At 72.3% G+C, this 20,567-nt stretch carries 12 protein-coding genes; 5 read left to right on the forward strand and 7 right to left on the reverse strand.

The genetic code is table 11. The features are described from left to right. Positions 1-6: 6 nt before the first annotated feature. The 4 genes from ACWDEW_RS13375 to ACWDEW_RS13390 all read right to left on the reverse strand — a co-directional run bounded on the left by ACWDEW_RS13375 (position 7) and on the right by ACWDEW_RS13390 (position 5,136). On the reverse strand, positions 7-1,326 hold the full coding sequence (locus ACWDEW_RS13375; RefSeq protein ID WP_450512408.1) for a PrsW family intramembrane metalloprotease: 1,320 nt from the start codon (positions 1,324-1,326) through the stop codon (positions 7-9). Between the two features lie 49 nt (positions 1,327-1,375). After that, positions 1,376-2,179 (reverse strand): tRNA (guanosine(46)-N7)-methyltransferase TrmB, encoded by an 804-nt coding sequence (gene trmB / locus ACWDEW_RS13380; RefSeq protein WP_450512410.1) that lies wholly within the window; start codon positions 2,177-2,179, stop codon positions 1,376-1,378. Between the two features lie 116 nt (positions 2,180-2,295). Next, positions 2,296-3,561, reverse strand: coding sequence for an L-2-hydroxyglutarate oxidase (gene lhgO / locus ACWDEW_RS13385; protein ID WP_450512412.1), 1,266 nt, complete (start codon positions 3,559-3,561; stop codon positions 2,296-2,298). Between the two features lie 150 nt (positions 3,562-3,711). Next, positions 3,712-5,136, reverse strand: a complete 1,425-nt coding sequence (locus ACWDEW_RS13390; RefSeq protein ID WP_450512413.1) for an MFS transporter — start codon at positions 5,134-5,136, stop codon at positions 3,712-3,714. Positions 5,137-5,807: 671 nt separating this feature from the next. Here ACWDEW_RS13390 and ACWDEW_RS13395 point away from each other — a divergent pair. Further along, on the forward strand, positions 5,808-7,907 hold the full coding sequence (locus ACWDEW_RS13395; RefSeq protein WP_019073891.1) for an asparagine synthase-related protein: 2,100 nt from the start codon (positions 5,808-5,810) through the stop codon (positions 7,905-7,907). 136 nt (positions 7,908-8,043) lie between these two features. Next, the gene (locus tag ACWDEW_RS13400) at positions 8,044-11,430 is read left to right on the forward strand and encodes a BTAD domain-containing putative transcriptional regulator (protein ID WP_450512415.1); all 3,387 of its coding nucleotides are present in this window, start codon (positions 8,044-8,046) and stop codon (positions 11,428-11,430) included. On the opposite strand, the gene ACWDEW_RS13405 is transcribed toward ACWDEW_RS13400, so the two are convergent. Together ACWDEW_RS13405 and ACWDEW_RS13410 are read right to left on the reverse strand one after the other, a co-directional pair. Continuing rightward, a complete protein-coding gene (locus ACWDEW_RS13405) occupies positions 11,417-13,330 on the reverse strand; it encodes a sigma-70 family RNA polymerase sigma factor (protein ID WP_450512417.1) in 1,914 nt (637 codons plus the stop codon). The genes ACWDEW_RS13400 and ACWDEW_RS13405 overlap by 14 nt on opposite strands. A 429-nt stretch (positions 13,331-13,759) precedes the next feature. Next, positions 13,760-14,536 carry a TetR/AcrR family transcriptional regulator gene (locus ACWDEW_RS13410; protein WP_450512419.1) on the reverse strand — a complete coding sequence of 259 codons (777 nt, stop codon included), beginning with the start codon at positions 14,534-14,536 and terminating at the stop codon, positions 13,760-13,762. A 377-nt stretch (positions 14,537-14,913) separates the two neighbouring features. Between ACWDEW_RS13410 and ACWDEW_RS13415 the strand changes: the two genes are divergently transcribed. After that, positions 14,914-16,281 (forward strand): NAD(P)/FAD-dependent oxidoreductase, encoded by a 1,368-nt coding sequence (locus ACWDEW_RS13415; protein WP_450512421.1) that lies wholly within the window; start codon positions 14,914-14,916, stop codon positions 16,279-16,281. A 235-nt stretch (positions 16,282-16,516) separates the two neighbouring features. Next, the gene (locus tag ACWDEW_RS13420; RefSeq protein WP_450512423.1) at positions 16,517-18,175 is read left to right on the forward strand and encodes an ATP-binding SpoIIE family protein phosphatase; all 1,659 of its coding nucleotides are present in this window, start codon (positions 16,517-16,519) and stop codon (positions 18,173-18,175) included. A gap of 1 nt (position 18,176) precedes the next feature. On the opposite strand, the gene ACWDEW_RS13425 is transcribed toward ACWDEW_RS13420, so the two are convergent. Then, positions 18,177-19,460, reverse strand: coding sequence for an MFS transporter (locus tag ACWDEW_RS13425; protein ID WP_450512425.1), 1,284 nt, complete (start codon positions 19,458-19,460; stop codon positions 18,177-18,179). 98 nt (positions 19,461-19,558) lie between these two features. On the opposite strand from ACWDEW_RS13425, the gene ACWDEW_RS13430 reads away from it, so the two are divergent. After that, entirely contained in the window at positions 19,559-20,107 is a 549-nt protein-coding gene (locus tag ACWDEW_RS13430; RefSeq protein WP_450512427.1) for a MarR family winged helix-turn-helix transcriptional regulator, read from the forward strand. Positions 20,108-20,567 lie beyond the last annotated feature (460 nt).

A 20,567-nucleotide genomic window follows, 5' to 3' on the forward strand; every position in this document is an offset into this window, starting at 1 on the left:
GGCTCGTCAGGACCGGTACGGGTTGTACGCGGGATACGGCGCCGCCGTGTTCCCGTACACCCCGTACACCGGCCACGGCGGCACCACCACCGGCACCGGCGGCGCGATCCGCCGCGCCGCGTACTCCAGCGCGGGCCGCGCCACCTCCCGCCGCCGCCACAGCTCGTGCAGCAACTCCCTTTCCCGTACGGCGAAGTCGGCGCCGGCGCGGCCCCGCGCGGCCCGGTGGCGCAGGAACGCCAGGGAGGTCGCGCAGGCCTCGTAGCGGGCCACCGAGCGGGCCCCGGGACGGCCCAGGTGGTGGCCGGCGTAGTCGCGGGCCAGCCTGCGGGCCTTCATCGAGCCGAGCGCGAACGGTTCGGCGGGGGTCAGCCAGCCCGCGAGGACGTAGACGGGCAACTCCTCGCGCACGGAGCGCAGTTCGCGTTGCCGGGTCCAGACCGCGAGCCAGGTCAGCAGGCCGAACGTGGGGACCATGAACAGGCCGTAGACCTCGAAGAAGCCGTACTGGCCGAAGGTCGAGGAGCCGTTCCAGACGGCGTGCATGCCCATCGCGAGGAGCAGTCCGGTCAGCGGGACCAGGACGCGCCGGACGTGCCGGCGGTCGGGGGAGAGCGCGGCGATGCCGAAGCCGATGCCGGTGAGGACGGTGAACAAGGGGTGCGCGAACGGGGACATGACGATGCGCACGAAGAAGGTCGCCGCGGTCACGGAGGTGAAACCGCGGTCGCCGGTGAGCTGGTCGGTGCCGAAGGCGGTGCCGAGATAGAGGATGTTCTCGGTGAACGCGAAGCCGGTGGCGGTGACCCCGGCTATCACCACCCCGTCCACGATCCCGGTGAAGTCCCGTCTGCGGAACAGGAAGACGAGCAGGACGGCCGCCGCCTTCGCCGACTCCTCCACGATCGGGGCTATCACCGTCGCGCCCAGCGTGTCCGCGCTGCTCGGATCGGCGGTCGCGGTCGCTATCCATCTGGTGGCGAAGCTGTTGGCGACGATCGCTATCAGCGCGGCGGCGCAGGCGCCCCAGGCGAAGGAGAACAGGAGATTCCGCCAGGGGCCGGGGTCGACCCGGTCCAGCCAGCGGAACGCGGCGACGAGCAGCGGCACGGGCAGTACGGCGAGCCCGAGGCCCACCAAGAACCCTTCCGTGCCGGTCTGTTGACGCACCAGGGCGAGGATGACGAACCCGGAGAGCGCGAGCAGGGTGATCAGCGCGCCGTAACGGACCCCTGTCCGGTGCCACCAGCGCACGCGCGGCACGTGCCCGGGCACACCACCGGCCGGGTGGCCGGGGTGTGGGGGGTACGGCGAAAACGTGGCCACGGCATCGACCCTAACGAGGTAAGGGCACGGCCCGCGAGGGAGCCTGGCGTCAGCGCTGGTCGTCGTGGGGTACGCGACGGAACAGCAGATCGTTCACGACATGTCCCTTGTCCAGTCCCTGCCCCTCGAAACGGGTCAGCGGCCGGAAGTCCGGACGAGGCGCGAAACCGCCGTCGGGTTGGCTGTTCTCGAACTCCGGGTGCACGTCCAGCACTTCGAGCATCTGCTCCGCGTACGGCTCCCAGTCCGTCGCGCAGTGCACGGTCGCGCCGGGCTTGAGGCGGGACGCGGCGAGCGTCAGGAACTCCTCCTGGATCAGCCGCCGTTTGTGGTGCCGCTTCTTCGGCCAGGGGTCGGGGAAGTAGACGCGCAGCCCGTCGAGCGAGTCCGGGGCGAGCATCTCGCGCAGCAGGATGATCGCGTCCCCGTTGGCGACCCGGATGTTGGAGAGCCCGTGGTGGTCGGCGAGGCCCAGCAGATTGCCCTGGCCCGGGGTGTGCACATCGGCGGCGAGGATGTTCGTCGCCGGGTCCGCGGCGGCCATCTGCGCGGTCGCCTCACCCATCCCGAAGCCGATCTCCAGCACGACGGGGTTGTCGTTCCCGAACAGCTCGGCCAGGTCGAGGTTCCGCCGACCGTCGATGTCCAGGCCCCACTTGGGCCACAGGCGTTCCAGAGCGTCGGCCTGCGCCGTCGTCACGCGACTCCGGCGCGGCTGGAAACTCCGGATGCGGCGCTCGAAGTGCGACCCGGCGGGATCGGGCTTGGGCCCGTCCGGGAAACGGGGTTCGTCCCTGCGGGTGCGCTGCGCGGGCTGGGCAGGGGCGTCGGGGGTGTTGGGGGACTCAGACACAATGCGGTGATTTTACGGCCTCAGCGTCTGCGTGGCTTGTGTGGTCCTGGGAGTGCGGGTGCGCTGTGGCCGGTCGCGCCCACGCGGCGGAGCCGCACATGTCACAGCCCCGCGCCTTAGGGGGTTGCCCTTCGCGGGGTTTCAAGGGGGAGGCGTTTCTCCTGGCCCAGTACGGCCAGTGCCCGCCTCGCCACCTCTCTCCCGATCGGCAGCGAGGCCGTCGCCGCCGGGCTCGGGGCGTTGAGGACGTGTACCGCGCGGGGGCCCTCCTTGATCAGGAAGTCGTCGACGAGGGTGCCGTCCCGGAGGACGGCCTGGGCGCGCACTCCGGCTGATGCGGGCGTGAGGTCCTCGGGCGTCACGGCAGGCAGCAGTCGCTGTACGGCGCTGGTGAACGCGCTCTTGGACACCGACCGCCGCAGCTCCCCCACCCCGTACCGCCAGTGCTGTCGCGCCATCCGCCACACCCCGGGCCAGGCCACCGTGGTCGCGATCTCCCGGGGGCGTACGACACCCCAGCCGTAGCCCTCGCGGGCCAGCGCCGGCACCGCGTTCGGTCCCACGTGCACACTGCCGTCGATACCGCGGGTGAGATGCACACCGAGGAACGGGAACGCCGGGTCCGGCACCGGATACACCAGGCCGCGCACCAGCTCGGGCCGCGTCAGCGTGTAGTACTCGCCGCGGAACGGCACGATCCGCATCCCGGGGTCGTCACCGGTCAGCCGGGCCACCTCGTCGCACTGCAGGCCGGCGCAGTTCACCAGCACGCGCGCGCGGACGATGTCTCCACCTCCACCTCCACCTCCGGCACCGTCCGCCGTCCGGACGGCGACCCCGCGCTCCGGGCGCCGGTCGACATGGGCGACGCGCGCGCCGTAGCGGATCTCGGCGCCGGAGGCCTCGGCCAGGTGCCGGGCGACCGCGACGTAGTCGCAGATCCCGGTCGTCGCGACCTCTATGGCGGCGAGGCCGCGCACCTCCGGCTCGTACTCGGGGATCTGGGACCCGCCGAGCTCGCGCACCGGAATGCCGTTCTCCCGGCCGCGCTGCACGAGCGCGTGCAGGCGGGGCAGCTCGGCGCGCTCCGTGGCGACGATCAGCTTGCCGGTCACGGCGTGCGGAATGCCGTACTCCGCGCAGAACTTGACCATCTCGGCGGCGCCGCCCACGGCATACCGCGCCTTGAGCGAGCCGGGCCGGTAGTAGATCCCGCTGTGGATCACCCCGCTGTTCCGCCCCGTCTGATGCCGGGCGGGCCCCGCCTCCTTCTCCAGCACGGTCACCCGCGTCCCCGGCGCGGCCCGGCCGATCGCATACGCGACCGACAGCCCGACGATCCCACCCCCGACCACGAGCACATCACAGTCGTACCCGACCACCGCGCACCACCTCCCGCATCCGATAGTGCACTGCACCACTGACAGCCACTTCAAACGCCGGGAGCTGGAGCGCCCCAAAGGGGCGCGGGGAACCGCGCGACCAGCCACAACGAACCGCCACTCGCGCATCCACCGAAACCAGGCAAATCCTTAGGCGGGCGCCATTAACAGAGGCCGAGCCCGCTCCCGCAGCTCAACAACCCGAGGCTCATCCCCATACGGCTCCAGCCGATGCAGAAGATCCTTCACATACTCCGTCGTCCGCGCAGACGAGATGCGCCCAGCGACCTCCACCGCCCGCACCCCCTGCTCACAAGCCGCGTCAAGATTCCCCGACTCCAACTCGGCAACCGCGGAAACCACCAACCGCAGCCCGTGCGACCGCACGAACTCCTCCGTCGGCTTGGACAACGCCTGCTCCGTGAACCGCCGCACCTGCCGAGGCGCCTTCAGATCCCGGTAGCACTCCGCCGCATCCGCCGCGAACCGGTCGTAGCCGTAGAACCCCAGCCAGGACGGATCGTTGTCACCCTCCCGCGACCGCTCAAGCCACCCCTCGGCCGCCTTCAGCGCCGCACCCGCCGCCTGGGCGTCCCCCGCGCGCGCGTGGGACCGCGCCTCGACAAGCCGGAAGAAGCTCATCGTGCGGGCAGTGGCGAGGCCTCTGTTGCGCTCCAGGGCCGCCTGCGCGAGGTCGACACCCTCGTCGCCGAAGCCCCGGTAGGTCGCCTGCAAGGACATCGAGGCCAGGACATAACCCCCCAGCGGCACGTCCGCCGCCGCGCGGGCGAGCCGCAGCGCCTGGATGTAGTACCGCTGCGCCGCCTCCTGTTGCCCGGTGTCGAAGGCCATCCACCCGGCGAGGCGGGTGAGTTCGGCGCTCGCGCCGAAGAGCGCTCTGCCGACCTCGTCGGAGTACGAGCCGAGCAGCAGCGGCGCCGCCTCCACCCGCAGGCATTCGGGCACCATGGACGAACGCCAGTCGCCGCCCCCGTACTTGGAGTCCCAGCGCCTGGCGTCCTCCGCGGCCTCCCGCAGTTTCTGCACATCGCTGTGGCCGACTTTCAGCGGTGCCCCGGAGCCCTCCGCGGAGTTGGCCTCGCGCGCCACCGAACTGTCGGCCGGGGTTATCAGCCACCGTGAGGCGGGCGTTGCGTATGCGCTGACTGCGAACGACCCGGCGAGGGACTGCCAGATACCGCCGGAGCCGGCCCGGCGGCCGGCGAGGTCGAGGCGGTACAACTCCGTTGCGGAACGCACGGCTTGACCGACGTCCCGGGGGAATGCGAGGCCCACTTCCGGCGCGGGATCCGCGTCCGCCAGGCCGATCTCGTGGAGCGGCACCGGGCGGCCGAGCTTCTGGCCGATGGCGGCCGCGATGAGGTGCGGGGCGGCGCCCTGGGGCACCATTCCCTTCGACACCCAGCGCGCCACCGACGTCTTGTCGTAGCGAAGTGTCAACCCGCGTTGAGCGCCAAGATCGTTGACGCGACGCGCGAGTCCTGCGTTGCTGATTCCCGCGAGGGCGAGAACGGTGCCGAGTTTTTCGTTCGGCCCGCGTTGCTCCCTGGACATGCGCCACCCCTCGACACAGACGGCTGCCGCGCTGGCATAACCATGCGGCATTCGTAAACCCAGCGTAGTTCGCCGCATCCCAAGCGTTAAGGGGCATTGTTCCGGTTGGCGGGATTGTGGTCCGTACGCGAGTGCGGGGTTTGCACGGAGGGTTGCGACGTGCCCCCGCCGTGTGGCCGTGCGCCCGTGTGTGCGCTCTTCTCCGGCCATCGCGGGAGCGCTTCGATGGATCGTGCGTGGGTCGGCCCGCTGTACTGGATCCAGTGGGCTGGGGGACACCGCCGCCTACATCCCCGCGGGCGGCGGACCGGTCCGGGAGGCGTACTCCGCCTCCCGGACTGTGCGCGGTACGAAGCGGTGCGCACAACATGTACGGAGCGTGCGCGAGCCTGTGCTCGTAACACCGATTTGGCCGAAAATCGCCCCCGCCTCTCGGTGCCGAATACCGCTCCTACCACGGGAGTTGAGGGCGCGTTAGGGGTTTTGGGGGAGCGTATCGGGGGCGCATTCGCGTCGCGGACGTAGGGTCGTCCTTGTCCGGTTGTCCCTCGTCCAGGGCGTCCTCACGCGATCTCAAGCGGCTTCTCCGGCCCTCCGGAGGGCGTCCTTCATGGCAGCATGGTGCCCAGTTCGTGCGGTGCACTGGTTGTCCACAGCCTGTGGAGGCGTCGATGCGGTGGTTGGTGGGATGGAGCAGTACCGCCGCTGGAGCCGCCGCGATCGGTTCGGCGGGAGCGACCGGACTCGACGGTGAGACGGTGCATCCGGTGGGGTCCCAACTCCTGTGGGGAGACCCGGATCCGCTGTGGGCGGTCGGCGACTGGCGGCCCGACGAGGTGCGGGTCGTGAAGGTCGACGCGGAGACCCGGATCGCGGTCCTCGGTACCTGCGGTGCCTCCGACGAAGAGCTGCGCCTCAGCCTGTTCTCCGCGCGCGGAGGGGCACTTCGGCATCTGACGGCCTGGTCGGGGAGCTACACCGCGGTCGTCAAGGTCGGCCGCCGCACCATGGTCTGCGGCGATCTCGCGGGCGCCAAGCCGGTGTTCTACACCCCCTGGGCCGGCGGTACGGCCTACTCGACCGCCGCGCTCCCGCTGGCCGACCTCATCGAGGCCAATCTCGACTTCGGGCACCTGGCCGCCCTGCTCGCGGCCCCCGATGTGCCCGCCGCGCTGCACGACTCCACGCCGTACGACGGCGTACGTCGCATTCCGCCGGGGCATGCGCTGATCCTGCGCGCCGGGGCGCGCGAGATCGCCGGGTACGAGCCGGTCGCCTCCCTCGCCGTCGCCGCCGCGCCCGTCGACCCCGACAGTGCGGTCGACGCCGTACGCGACGCACTGGTCGACGCCGTGCGTGCGCGCCTGTCCGCGCCCCGGCACGTTCCCGACATCGACCCGGGCCCGGTGCCCGGGATGGGGCCCGCCGAACGGCGTGCCGCGCGCGGGATGCCCGTCCCCGGCATCGGCGCCGACCTCTCCGGGGGGCCCGCGTCCGGGACGCTGGCCCTGCTCGCCGCCGGGCTGCCGGGTGCGCCCGGCACGGTCCTCGGGCACGGCACCGGCGCGGGCGAGCGGCTCCTCGCCGTCACGTTCAACGACCTCGCCGTCCGCGGCCGCGAGTCCGAGGTGGAGCGCGCGGGCACCCTCGCGGCCAATCCCCGCCTGCACCACGTGGTGGTCACCGGCGGCGAGGACGTCCTGCCGTACGCCGAACTCGACGGCCCCCTCACCGACGAACCCGGCCCCTCCCTGATCACCGCCGCCCGCCACCGCGCCCGGCTCGCCGCGGGCAGCGCGGACCACTTCACCGGATACGGCGCCCGCCAGGTCCTGGACGCGCACCCGGCCCGCCTCGCCGACCTCCTCATGGACCGCAAACGGCGCCATCTGGTGCGCCCGGTGGCCGCGTTGGCGAAGGCGGACGGTTCGGTGATGGTCCCCGGGCGCGTGTACGGCGCGGCCCGGCGGCTGGCCCGTACGCCCTACGGCGCGGGTCTTGAGGTCCTCGCCGACCGGCTCCTCCAGAAGCGTTTCGACGAGCCGGGGGGCGCGGTCGGTGCCTCCCTGGCCGCGCTCACCTGGGCCAGACCGGGGCCCGCGGCGCGTTGGCTGACCGGTGAGGCCCTGGCTGAAGTATCGGTTCGCCTACAAGGGGCGCCCAGCCGTCAGGGCCAGGGGGTCGGCCCGGGACAGCGCCCCGGCGATTTCCGCGCGCGGGCCGCACTCGCCAGACACGCGGGGGACCTGCGCGTCCTGGAACAGGCCGCCGAGATCCGTTCCCAGCGGCTGCACATGCCCTTCCTCGACAACCAGGTGGTCCGCGCCTGCCGGACCCTTCCCGAGGCGCTACGCGTCCAGCCAGGGGCCCGCGCGGCCATCCTCCGCACGGTCCTGGAGGGCGCCGGCGTCGGCGACCTTCCGCCCGGCTGGGGCGCCCCCTCCCACGCGTCGGCGGCAGCCGCCTCCCGCACCGGACTCCGGGTGGCCGCGGACTCCTTGATGGCCCTCTTCGACACACCCCTGCTGGCGCAGGCCGGGCTGGTGGAGGCCCGCGTCGTCCGCAAGGCGCTCCGCGCGGCGGCCCAGGGCGAACCGCTGCCCCTGGACGGCCTCGCGGACCTGGTCTCCCTGGAACTGTGGCTCGGCCGCCTGCTGGCTCGCCGGGGCACCTGCTGGACGGGAACACCGGCACGCGCGCGTGCGGTACCGGCGGGGATCAGACCGCAGCGGGGGGCGTTGGCATCGGGCGGGGGAGCGGGAGTGGCTTGAGCCTCCCGCCGGCGTGAGCGGCTTCGGCGTTCCGCCACGAGGGCCTGGGGCAGGGCACCGGCACAAACCGCCCCAACCGCGGGCCCCGCCCACAAACGCCGTGACCTTGTCCCTCGTGCCCGGCGACAATGGCCCGGTGCGGTACGGAATCCTGGGCAGTACCCGGGCGGAGGACGAGCGGGGCGCTGTCGTGGCGCTCGGCGGTGCGCGGCTGCGCGCGCTGCTCGCCGCCCTCGCCCTGCAGCCCGGCCGGATCGTCCCCTTCGGCACCCTGATCGACGAGGTGTGGGCCGACGAACCTCCGCAGGACGCCCCGGCCGCCCTCCAGGCCCTCGTCGGCCGGCTGCGCCGTACCGTCGGCAGGGACGCCATCGTCTCCGAGCCCGGCGGCTACCGGCTCGCGGCGACCCGGGAGGACGTGGACCTGCACGTCTTCGAACGGCTGGTGCGCCAGGGCACGGCCGCCCTGGAGCGGGGCGAGGCGGGCGTCGCCGCCCGCGACCTCGGCGAGGCGCTCGCCCTGTGGCGCGGGCCCGCCCTCGCCGACCTCCCCGACCGGTCCGCGGCCGCCCGCCCGGACGCGCTGCGCGAGGAGGCCACCCGCGCGCGGGTCGAGGCCGACCTGCTGCTGGGCCGCGCCGCCGACGCCGTACCGGAGTTGAAGGAACTGACCGCGGCCCACCCGTACGACGAACCGCTGCACGCCCTCCTCATCCGCGCCCTGCGCGACTCGGGCCGGGGTGCCGACGCGCTCGCCGCCTACGAGACCGCCCGGCGCGCCCTCGCCGACGGCCTCGGCACCGACCCGGGGCCGGAACTCCGGTCCCTGCACGGCGAGTTGCTCAAGTCACCGCCTCCGGCCCACCGCGCCCGGCAGTCGGCACACAGCGGCGACCACCGCGTCCGGCAGCCGGCACACAGCGGCGACCACCCCGCCCCGCAGCCGGAGCACAACGCCGGCCACCCCGCCCGGCAGTTGGAACGCGACGGCAACCTGCGTCCACGGCTTACCTCTTTCGTGGGCCGGGAACCCGAGATCGCCGCCATCCGTTCCGAAGTGCACAGGGCCCGCCTCGTCACGCTCACCGGACCGGGCGGCTCCGGAAAGACCCGTCTCGCCGAGGAAGCCGCCGCCGGGCTCCCGCAGGCGTGGCTGGTCGAGCTCGCCCGGCTCGACCGGCCGGAGGCGGTGCCCGGCGCGGTGGTCAGTGCCCTCGGTCTGCGCGAGACCGTACTGATGACCACCGAGCTGGCGGTCCCGCAGGACGACCCCGTCGCCCTGCTGATCGAGTACTGCGCGGCGCGCAGCCGACTCCTGATCCTTGACAACTGCGAACATGTCATCGGCGCGGCGGCCGACCTCGCCGAGACCCTCCTGACCCGCTGCCCGGGGCTCACGATCCTCGCCACCAGCCGTGAACCCCTGGGCGTCCCCGGCGAGTCCGTGCGCCCGGTCGAACCCCTCGTCCCCGACCAGGCACACCGCCTCTTCGCGGAGCGCGCCGCCGCCGTCCGCCCCGACGCCGAGGCCGTGCTCCAGGACACCGAAGCGGTCACGGAGATCTGCCGGCGCCTCGACGGCCTGCCCCTGGCCATCGAACTCGCCGCCGCCCGGCTGCGGTTGCTCACCCCCCGCCAGATCGCCGACCGCCTAGACGACCGCTTCCGCCTGCTCACCTCCGGCAGCCGCACGGTGCTGCCCCGCCAGCAGACCCTGCGGGCCGTCGTCGACTGGTCCTGGGACCTGCTCGACGAGCACGAGCGGACCCTGCTGCGCGAAGTCTCCGTGTTCGCCGGCGGCTGGGACCTCGCGGCGGCGGAAAGCGTCTGCACCGGCCCCGCGGCGGACCTGATCGGCGCCCTCGTCGACAAGTCCCTGATCGTGGCCACCCCGGGGGAGGCGTTCGACGGCATGCGCTACCGCATGCTGGAGACCATCCACGAGTACGCCGTCGAGCGCGCAGCCGAGACCCCGGAACCGCGGACGGCGGCCGAGCGTCGGCACCGGGCCTGGGTGCTCGCCCTCGTCGAGGAGGCCGAGCCGCTGCTCCGCTCCTGGGAGCAACTCCCGTGGATCGCCCGCCTGGAGACCGAACTCGACAACATCCGCGCGGCCCTCGACCGGACGATCACCGCGGGCGACGAGGCGGAGGCGGGTGCGCTGGCCCTCGCCGTCGGCTGGTTCTGGTGGCTGCGCAACTACCGCCGCGAGGGCGTCGAGTGGGTCGAGCGCGTCCTCGCCCTGATCCCGGTCCCCGATCCCGGCACAGCCGTCGACGACTCCCCGGACCCCGGCACGGCCGCGGGCGCGCCGGACCCGTTCGGCGGCTACCTCGCCGCCCCTGACGCGGGGACCGACCACCCCCTGCACGCCCAGCGGATGAACCTCCGGATGCTGCACCTCTTCCTGGGCGCCGAATCAGGAGCCCTGGACCACCTGCCGAACGGACTGCGGGACGAACGACTGCGCCGGTACGTCACGCTGGTGCAGGCCTTCTTCACCGGCGGAGGCCAGGACGCGGCCCGGATGCCGGGGCTCGCCTGGCCGTTCACCGCCTACTTCCTGCGCGACACGATGGACATCCGGGACGTCATGGACGTGGCGGTCGCCAACGCGCGTGCGTACGGCGGCGATTGGGAGATCGCCGTCATCCTGATGTTCCGCACGCACATGGTCGTCGACTCCCCGGGCGGCATGGCGGGCGTCGACGACGACCTGGCGGAACTGCGCGATCTCAGCCGCCGCGTCGGCGACCGCTGGGTACGGGCCCAGGTGTCCAGCGCGGTCGGCGAGGCCGCCATGGGACGCGGCCGGTTCGAGGAGGCCAAGGCGGCGTACGAGGAGGCGCTCGCGCTCGCCTACGAGGTCGGCGCCCACACGGAGACGCCGTTCCTCATCGCCCGCCTCGCCGAGCTGGCCTACCGCGCCGGAGACCGGGCCGGCGCGCTCGCGGGACTGGACGAGGCGACCGAGGCCTGCGACCGGCACGGGGTCGTGGACGCCCACGCCTTCATCCAGTTGCTGCGCGCGCACATCGCCCTGGAGGACGGGGACGTCGTCCACGCCCGCGCGCTGTGCGAACAGGCCCGCGAGGAGAGCGGACACGGCACCCCGCCGCCCCAGTTCCGGGCGGCGCTGAACGCGATCGGAGCCCTGGTCACGGCCGCCGAGTCCGGTCCCGAGCGCGGGCTGGCGGCGATGGCCGACGCCCTGCGCGAGGCGGTCGAGCTGCGCTGCGCCGAGGCGGTCACGGCGGCACTGGTCGACCAGGCGGCGACCATGCGCGCCGAACTCGGTGAACTCCCGGGCGCCGTACGGCTGTTCGCGGCGGCCGACGCGTGGCGCGGGGGCCATCCGCGCCCCATGCCGGAGCGTGCCCGGACCGAGCGCATCGAGGCCACCGCCCGCGCCGAGCTGGGTGCCGAGCGCTACGCCGCCGAGCGCGCCCGGGGCGAGTCGCTCACCGTGGACGAGGTGCTGGCCGAGCTGCCCTCCCCAGCACCGGGCCCTACTGGCAGGTGAACTTCGACTCCGCCCAGTCGGCGAGCGCCAGATCGTCGAAGGAACTGCGCGGCTCGACCACCAGCTCTACGGTCTTCCGCCCGGCGAGATTCACATGGACCGGCACCGCCGGGTCCCCGCCGTCGATCTCCCCGGAGCTCCACAGCCGGACCCCGTCGGCGTACACCGAGAAGTAGATCCTGCCGAGCCCGAGCATCATGTCGTCGACGCCGACCCTCGCGTCGTAGGAGACGCACTGCCGGTTGAGGTCGATCGTGACGGAGGAGCGGCCGTGCACGGTGACGCCGTGGGCGTAGCGCGTGCCGCCGATCGCGACGCCGTAGCGCTGCCACACCCAACTGCTGTCGCCGAGCCGGATCTCTGGGGCGGTGCCGTCGCCGTTGACGTTGTAGGAGAGCTCGCTCACCTGGAAGACGGTCGGCGCGGGCGGGGGCGTCGGGGTCGGAGTGGGGGTGGGGGTGGGGGTGGGCGTCGGTGTGGGCCGGGGCGTCGGGGTCGGGGTGGGCTTCGGCGCAGGGGTCGGGGTAGGCCGGGGCTTGGGTGTGGGGGTCGGGCTGGGGGTGGGTGTGGGGGTCGGCTCGGGGGCCAACACCGCCGGTTCCGGGGCGGGTTGCTTCTTCGGGTGGGTGGGGGTCGGTGACTCGGGTCTGGCGACGGGGGAGGACGAGGGGGCGGGCTTGGCCTCCGGTTTCCGCGTGTGGGTGTCGTTGCCGCTGAGCGCGAGGGCCAGCGCCGCAGCTGCCGCCGCGGCCACCACACCGGCCGCGATGCCCGCCTTCACCGGCGCGCCGAGCCCCTCGGAGGCCGCGGCGCCCCCGGCACCGGCCCCGCCCGACGAACTCCCGCTCGCTGCCGCGGCGGCGCCCGCTGCACCGGCCGCGCCCGCTCCCGCGCCGCCCGCGATGAGCGCGACCGCCTTGGCGTACCCGGCGGCGCCGAACCAGCCGATGACCGCGACCGGGACGACCGCCGGGATCCCGCTGGCGACCTCCTCGATCTGCAGCGCGGCGAGCCGGCACTTGGCGCACTCCTCCAGGTGCTTGCGCAGCCCGCGTTCGGCCCGGGTACGTAGCCTGCGGCGGGCGTAGGTGCCGAGCTGGTCGGCGTAGCGCGCGCACTCCTCGTCGTCGGTGAGGGTGGCACTGACATGGGCTTGGAGATAGGCCTGCTTGAGGCCTTCACGGGCCCGGCTGGCCAGCACGCGCGTGCCGTTGGCGTCGAGCCCGAAGAGCGTGGCGACCTCGCTGGGCGACTCGTCCTCGACCTCGGTGTGCCACAGCACGGCCTGCCACCGCTCGGGCAGCGACCGGAACGCCCGCATGGCCATCGACTGCTCGGCCTCGTGCATGGCCCGTACGTCGGCGCCCAGGTCCAGTGTGTCGTCGTCGGACACCTCGGACACCCGCGCGGACTGCGCGGCGAACACCGCGAAGTCGTCGACGAGTTGCTCCCGCTTGGCCGACTTCGTCCAGTTCGCGGCGACACGCCGGACGGAGGTCAGCAGATAGGCGCGTACGGCGTGCTCGGGCCCGGAGCCGCCGCGCACCGCCTGGAGCATGCGGGCGAAGACCTCGGCGGTCAGGTCGTCGGCGGTGTGCGCGTCCCGGCAGCAGGTGCGGGCGTAGCGGCGCACGGCGTCCGCGTGGCGCCGGTACAGCTCCTCGTACGCCGTGTCGTCACCGGCGCGCATCCGCTCGATCAGCGAGGCGTCGGCCGTGGGCATCTCCAGCGGCGGCGGCAGGACGCTGCCCTCGCGCTGCGGCGGGACGCTGCCCTCGCCGGGACCGGCGTCCTGGGGGCTGCCACTGGGCCCGCCCTGGCTCGGCACCTGTGGTGAGGTCAGCCCACCGGCCTCCGGGTCACCGTCACCCAGTGACTCGTCCCGCCCGTCAACGCTCATCGCGGAAAGCCCCCGCCGCCTGCCCAACCAGTCCAGAACACCGGGTCAGCGTAGCCATATTGGCTTTTGTTCAGGACCCGTCGTATGGACCATCCACTCGTCCGTGGGGACTTCCCGCACCGCAGTACTAGCGTTCACCCCTCCGGGGAAGACTTAACTCTCGCCCCCGGAACGGAAGTTGGCACCGATGACCGAAATACCCGGAATCGCTTCCGGGCATCACTCGGGGCGCGGGCCGCGCAGCGCCCACGCACCACCGTCACCTGTTCGAGTCACCCGCGAACGGGTCACCTGATCCCGCGGAGCCGGCATTGTCCAGCCCGTCCGGCGTTTGAGGACGAGCCCCCTTCAGGGCCGAAGCGGGGGCCTGGGGCACAGCCCCCAGAAGGCGCTCACACAACACCGGCTCACACCGACACCGGCCCACTCTCACACCGGCCGCGACCGCAACCCCTCCAGCAGAATGTCCAGCAACCGCGCCGAAGCCGCTGCCTGCTGCGCCGCATCCGGCAGCGAGGGCGCCGCCGTGGCGATCACCAGCAGCACGTCCGACACCGACACGTCCGGCCGCAGCTGACCCGCCGCCCGCGCCCGGTCCACGAGTTGCCCCACGACCTCCAGCAGCGCCACCGCCCCGGCGTCGTCAACGACCGACCCCAGGGACCCCGCCGACTCCTCCGGCACCAGCCGCAGTTCACCCGTGCCCGGCTGCGTCCGCTGCTGCGGCACCCGCGCCTCGTCGAGCAGGGCGGAGCCCTCAAGGCCCTCGTCGGCGACGCCCACCCGCAGCACCTGCGGCGGCAGCAGCCGCCCGGCGCCCGAGGCCACCGACGTCCGCAGGAAGCGCGACAGCGCCGACCACGGCTCGTCCTCCTGGCCGAGCGCCGAACGCGCCTGGTCGGTCAGCCGGGAGGTCTCCTCCTCGGCTATCCGGCGCACCAGGACGTCCTTGCTCGGGAAGCGCCGGTACACCGTGCCGACACCGACCCGCGCGCGCCGCGCCACGTCCTCCATCGGCGCGCCGTAGCCCAACTCGCCGAAGACCTCACGCGCCGCCCGCAGTACGTGCTCCAGATTGCGCTGTGCGTCCACGCGCAACGGCGTCGTGCGCGAGCTGTCCCCGCGTCCGTTTCCCGCCGCCGCACCGACCGCGGCGCCGGATGCGACGGCAGACGCGGATGTCCAATGAGAGTCCTGAATATGCATACACGTTCCCCCGGTTAATGACGTCTCCCCCCGGAGACTCCCCGCCATTGGCAGCCGGAGCATCGTGAGACAAGCCCGGTTCACGAACCACGCCTCTCGCGGGCTCGTTGAGCGCATCCCCCTTCACCCCGTCGACACACGAACATAGTTGAGAGGGGGTCAATTCAGAAGGGGCAGGTTCCGCACGGAGCGCCCCCCGATCGGAGTACGGGTCGCATACATCCCGATTGCGCCCCCCGACGTCACCCCGATCACCCCCACTGACCTGCGCACCTGCCCCGCACTCCGGCAATTCAGGCGCTCTCGCGCCGCCTCCCCGCCCGGTCACACAATTTGTCGAGCCTGTGGACAAACTCCAGCGCCGGGTGCGTCATGGGATGGTGAAGGAACGCGCGCGCATTCTCGTTGTCGGTGGCGGCTACGTCGGGATGTACACAGCCCGACGCCTTCAGAAGAAGTTGAAACGTGAAATCAGGCGCGGGCAGGTCGAGATCACCGTCGTCTCACCCGACCCTTACATGACTTATCAGCCGTTTCTCCCCGAGGCCGCCGCCGGTTCGATCTCCCCCCGCCATGTCGTCGTCCCGCTGCGCCGCGTCCTCGACCGGTGCCGGGTCGTCATCGGCGAGGCCACCGCCATCGACCACGCCAAGCGCACCGCGACCCTCAGCACCCTCGCCACCGAGGAGGAGGGCACCGGCACGGAAGAGCTGTCGTACGACGAACTCGTCCTGGCCCCCGGCTCGATCGTGCGCACCCTCCCCATCCCCGGTCTCGCCGAGCACGGCATCGGCTTCAAGACCGTCGAGGAGGCCATCGGCCTGCGCAACCACGTCATCGAGCAACTCGACATCGCCTCCTCCACCCGCGACCCCGCGATCCGCGACGCGGCCCTGACCTTCGTCTTCGTAGGAGGCGGTTACGCCGGTGTCGAGGCGCTCGCCGAGCTGGAGGACATGGCCCGCTACGCCGTGCGCTACTACCACAACGTCCAGGCCGACGACATGAAGTGGATCCTCGTGGAGGCCTCGAACCGCATCCTCCCCGAGGTCGGCCAGGAGATGGGCACCTACACCGTCACCCAGCTCCGCAGACGCAACATCCAGGTCCTCCTGGAGACCCGCCTCGCCTCCTGCGCCGACCGCGTCGCCGTACTCGACGACGGCCAGCGCTTCCCCACCCGCACGCTCGTGTGGACGGCCGGCGTCAGACCCCACCCCGTCCTCGCCGCCACCGACCTCCCGCTCACCGCGCACGGCCGCCTCAAGTGCACCGCCGAGCTGACGATCGAGGGCGCCACGCACGCGTGGGCGGCGGGAGACGCGGCAGCGGTCCCGGACGTGACGGCCGACGCGCCCGGCACCGACACCGCCCCCAACGCGCAACACGCCGTCCGCCAGGCCAAGGTCCTCGGCGACAACATCGCCCACTCCCTGCGCGGCGAACCCCTTCAGACGTACGCCCACCAGTACGCCGGCTCGGTCGCCGCCCTGGGACTGCACAAAGGTGTCGCGCAGGTCTACGGACGCAAGCTGAAGGGCTACCCTGCCTGGTTCATGCACCGCGTCTACCACCTCAGCAGGGTCCCCACCTTCAACCGCAAGGCCCGCGTGCTCGCCGAATGGACCCTGGCGGGGCTCTTCAAACGGGAGATCGTCTCCCTCGGTTCACTCGAACACCCGCGAGCCGAGTTCGAACTCGCGGCCGGTGGGAAGCCTCCGCACGACCCGAAGGGGTCGAACTGACCGGACCGAGGAACTCCACCGGCGGCCCCGGCGTCTGACGAATATCGGCCCGGTCCGCCACACTGCCAGACTGGTCCCCGACTTCGGACGGGCCCGCGCCCGCCCGTCCCACCCAAGAGGCTCTCCCCACTGTGCTGCATCCCCCGGCGACCGATGTGCGGCCCCCGCCGCGCGGCCCCCGGACCCCCGGCAGGGTCCGGAACCGGCCGACGACCCCGACACGAGGCAAGGATTCGTGAACTTCACGCGCTGGAGCGCCCGGCTCCCCGGAACGCAGCGCCGCGCGGCAGCGCGGACCGACCACCAGGTCACCCCGGACCGCCGGGGCGAGGGCTCCGTCCCCGCGGCCCGCGCCGAGCAGCTCACCGACGAGCCGCCGCCCGTCCCCGCCGTCGACGACCTGCCCGTCCGCGAGGTCCTCGACCGCGTCCCTGCCCTCGTCGCCCTGGTGCACGGCCCCGACCAGCGCATCGCGTACGTCAACGACGCCTACGTGGCCGCCTTCGGCGACCGCCCCCTGGGCGCACCGGCCCGCGAGGCGCTCCCAGAGCTCGACGAACTCGGCCTGCTCCCGCTCCTCGACCAGGTCCTGCGCAGCGGCAAGCCCCGCACCCTCAAGTCCCGCAAGGCCCCCGGCGGCCGGTCCTACACGTTCACCTGCACCCCGGTCGCCATGAGCACCGACGGCGGCGAGGGCGGCGTGCTGATCTTCGCCACCGACGTCACCGACCACGCCGAGGCCGCCGAGCGCCTGCGCACCAGCGAACGCCGCCAGCGCGAAACGGCCGTGACCCTCCAGCGCTCTCTCCTCCCCCAGGAACTCGAAGAGCCCGACGACCTGCGCATCGCCGCCACCTACCAGCCCGGCGGCACCGAGGCCGCGGTCGGCGGCGACTGGTACGACGTGATCACCCTCGGCGGCGGCCGCACCGCCCTGGTCATCGGCGACGTCATGGGCAGAGGCGTCCGCGCGGCAGCGGTCATGGGTCAACTCCGCACGGCGGTCCGCGCGTACGCCCGCCTCGACCTGCCCCCGCACGAGATCCTCCAGCTCCTGGACGGCCTCGCCACGGAGATCGACGCCAACCAGATCGCCACCTGCGCGTACGCCATCTTCGACCCGAACGAGGGCCGCCTGGTGTACGCCTCCGCCGGCCACCTCCCGATCCTCGTCCGCGACGAGACGGGCACGGTCCAGCGCGCCGACGAACCCACCGGCCCCCCGCTCGGCACCGGCGGCTGGATCCATTCCTCCGGCACCATCCCGCTCAGCCCCGGCTCCACCGCGGTCCTGTACACGGACGGCCTGGTGGAACGCCGGGACGAGGACCTGGACGAGGGAATCGCCTCCCTGGAGCGCGCGTTGGCCGGCGCCACCGGCACCCCCCAGGTCGTCTGCGACCGCCTGGTCCGCTCGCTCGGCGTCACCGCCGACCACGACGACGACGTCGCCGTCCTGGTCGTCCAGCACCCGACCCGCACCGGCCACGACGGCGAGCTCTTCCGCAACGCGGCCCTGGAGCTCCTCGGCGGAGTCGAAGCGGCCCCACGCGCGCGTGCCTTCGCCTCCGGAGTCCTCACCAGCTGGCGCTTCCCCACCGAACTGCACGACTTGGGCGTCCTGGCCGCCAGCGAACTGGTCGCCAACAGCCTCCAGCACGGCACCCCACCCATGCGTCTCAGACTCCGCCGCACCGACCGCCGCCTGATCGTCGAGGTCACGGACGGCGACGACCACCTCCCACGCCGCCGCCGCGCGGAACCGGCGGACGAGTCGGGCCGAGGCATCGCGATCGTGGCCACGATCGCCACCAACTGGGGCTCCCGCCGCACCCCGGGCGGCGGCAAGGCCGTCTGGTGCGAGTTCGTACTCCCCAAGACGGCCCAGGTGTGACCTACACGTCCGCACCCACAGGCTCGACGGCCCCCCGAGCCACCACCAGACTCCCCTTCGCCCGCCACGGCTGATCCTGTACGGCGGTCAACTGCCGCCCCAGCCGCAGGGCGAGCACGCTGATCCCCAGCGAGAACACCAGGAACATCACGACGTACGGCCCCGGCAGCGAAGCCCCGAGCGGCCCGCCCACCGCGGGCCCGACGGCCAGCGCGAGCTGCTTCACCAGGGCGAAGGCCGAGTTGTACTGCCCGGCCATCCCCTCCGGCGCCAGATCGGCGACCAGCGGCGCGACGGTCGGCGACAGCATCGCCTCACCCAGCCCGAACAGCGCGTACGTCGACACGAAGGCGGCCGTGGCCATCTCCTGACTCCCGTGCCCGAGCCCGGCATACCCGGCGGTCACCCACGCCAGCGCCCAGATCAGCCCGACCCCGGCGATCACCCTGGACCGCCGCCGCCGCTCGACGAACTTCAGCACCGCGAACTGCGCGACCACGATCATCGCGGTATTGGCGGCCAGCGCGGTCCCCAGGGCGGACGTGGAGATCCCGGCAGCCTCGACCCCGTAGGCACTCAGCCCCGACTCGAACTGCCCGTAGCAGGCAAAGAACATGACGAAGCCGAGCACGCTCAGCTGCACCATGGCCCGATTGCCGAGCAACTGCTTCCACGCACCCTTGGCCGACTGCGAAGGCGCGTCCCCGATGACCGGCGAGTGCGGCATCCGCACGGTCGCCATCACACCGGCGAGCACCAGGAACATGACCGACTCGATCCCGAACAGCAACGTGAACGAGGACGCACTGGTCGCGTCGACCAGATGACCCCCGATGAGCCCACCGACACCGAGCCCGAGGTTCTGCAGAAAGAACTGCATGGCGAACGCCCGCGACCGCGTCTCGGCGGTCGAACACTCCACGATCATCGTGGCAAGCGCCGGCTGCATCACGGCCTGCCCGGCCCCGAGCGCAGCGGCCGACACCAGCACCGCCCCCGCACTCCCCGCCAGCCCCAGACTCATCGCTCCTACGGCGGCCAGGACCAGGGCGACGAGCAGAACCGGCCGCGGGCCACGCCGGACGATGGCCCGTCCGGCGAACGGCAGCACGATCAGCGCGGCCACGGCGAAGACGGCGAGCACGAGCCCCGCCGTCATACCCCCAAGACCCCGCACCTGCGCCACATAGACGTACAGGTACGGGACCGTGAAGCCGAGCCCGAACGCGCTGAGTGCGTTGCCCACGTGGATCCGGCGCATCGCTGCGCCCATCGCCCTGGTCACGTTCACCTCAATCAACTAGTTAGATCTGAAGACTTAGAAGCTAAAGAGTACATACTCAAGGACTTCAAGGCAAAGGAAGCCCGTGCCATACTGCGCGCATGGCCGACACCAGCGGCGTCCCGGAGCCGACGCTCGACGAACAGATCGCCGCCTATCAGCGTGAATTCCGGGACCTCGACCCCCAGGTCGAGAAGATCGTCTCGGCCCTGGGCCGCCTCAACCGCCGTATGAACGTCGCCTACGGCCGCCAGACCGCGAACCTCGGCATCAGCAGCGCCGACTGGGAGGTACTCAAGGCCCTGGTCCTGGCCGGCGACCCCTACCGGATGGGCCCCAGCGACCTCGCCAAGCGCCTCGGCCTCACGCCGGCCGCGATGACCCACCGGATCGACCGCATGGTCGCCGAGGGGCTGGTCACCAGGGAGCGCGACGAGTCCAACCGGGTCCGCGTGATCGTGGAGCTGACCCCCGAGGGCCGGGGCAAGTGGCTGGAGGCGATGCGCATGGCGACGGTCTTCGAGGAGGCACTGCTCCAGGACCTGTCTCCGGACGAGCGCACCGTCCTCGGCGAGGTCCTCACCCGGCTGCTCCGTAGGGTGGAGCACGCTCAGCCGGACGCGGGCGGGCGCCTGAGCGACCTGGACTGAGCGGGCTCCGTCCCGCCGTCGAGGCACTCAGGAAAAGATCTTGACAGGGGTAGTTGACACACCCCTCGTCGATCCGTAAAGTTCTTCGGGTTGCCGCCGAGCCGTAACGGTTCTCCGGTGGCACATCCGCCGCGACAGCGGCAACCCAAACCATCCGCACGATCTCCCAACGGGATTGATTTCGGCGTGCCCGAATTCAATTCGATTTGGGTTCGGCTGTGTTCGATCAGGTCACTGGACCTCGATTGGAACTCCGCCGGGGGAATCGGCTAAGGTTTGAGACGTCGGAACGGCCCAACGGCCGGGATGACAGCCCACTCTGACTGGGAGTCAGGCCCGAAAGGGTCTGGTAGAGTCGGAATCGCTGGAAAGGGAAACGCGGAAGCGGGAACCTGGAAAGCACCGAGGGAATCGGGACCGGAAACGGTCTGATAGAGTCGGAAACGCAAGACCGAAGGGA

The organism is Streptomyces sp. NPDC001100 (assembly GCF_053598575.1).

What these genes read in the sequence shown, in the direction of transcription:
- ACWDEW_RS13390 (WP_450512413.1), bottom strand. Translation starts at nt 5,136, where the DNA reads ATGTCCAGGGAGCAACGCGGGCCGAACGAAAAACTCGGCACCGTTCTC.
- ACWDEW_RS13395 (WP_019073891.1), top strand. Translation starts at nt 5,808, where the DNA reads ATGCGGTGGTTGGTGGGATGGAGCAGTACCGCCGCTGGAGCCGCCGCG.
- ACWDEW_RS13405 (WP_450512417.1), bottom strand. Translation starts at nt 13,330, where the DNA reads ATGAGCGTTGACGGGCGGGACGAGTCACTGGGTGACGGTGACCCGGAG.
- ACWDEW_RS13410 (WP_450512419.1), bottom strand. Translation starts at nt 14,536, where the DNA reads ATGCATATTCAGGACTCTCATTGGACATCCGCGTCTGCCGTCGCATCC.
- ACWDEW_RS13415 (WP_450512421.1), top strand. Translation starts at nt 14,914, where the DNA reads ATGGTGAAGGAACGCGCGCGCATTCTCGTTGTCGGTGGCGGCTACGTC.
- ACWDEW_RS13430 (WP_450512427.1), top strand. Translation starts at nt 19,559, where the DNA reads ATGGCCGACACCAGCGGCGTCCCGGAGCCGACGCTCGACGAACAGATC.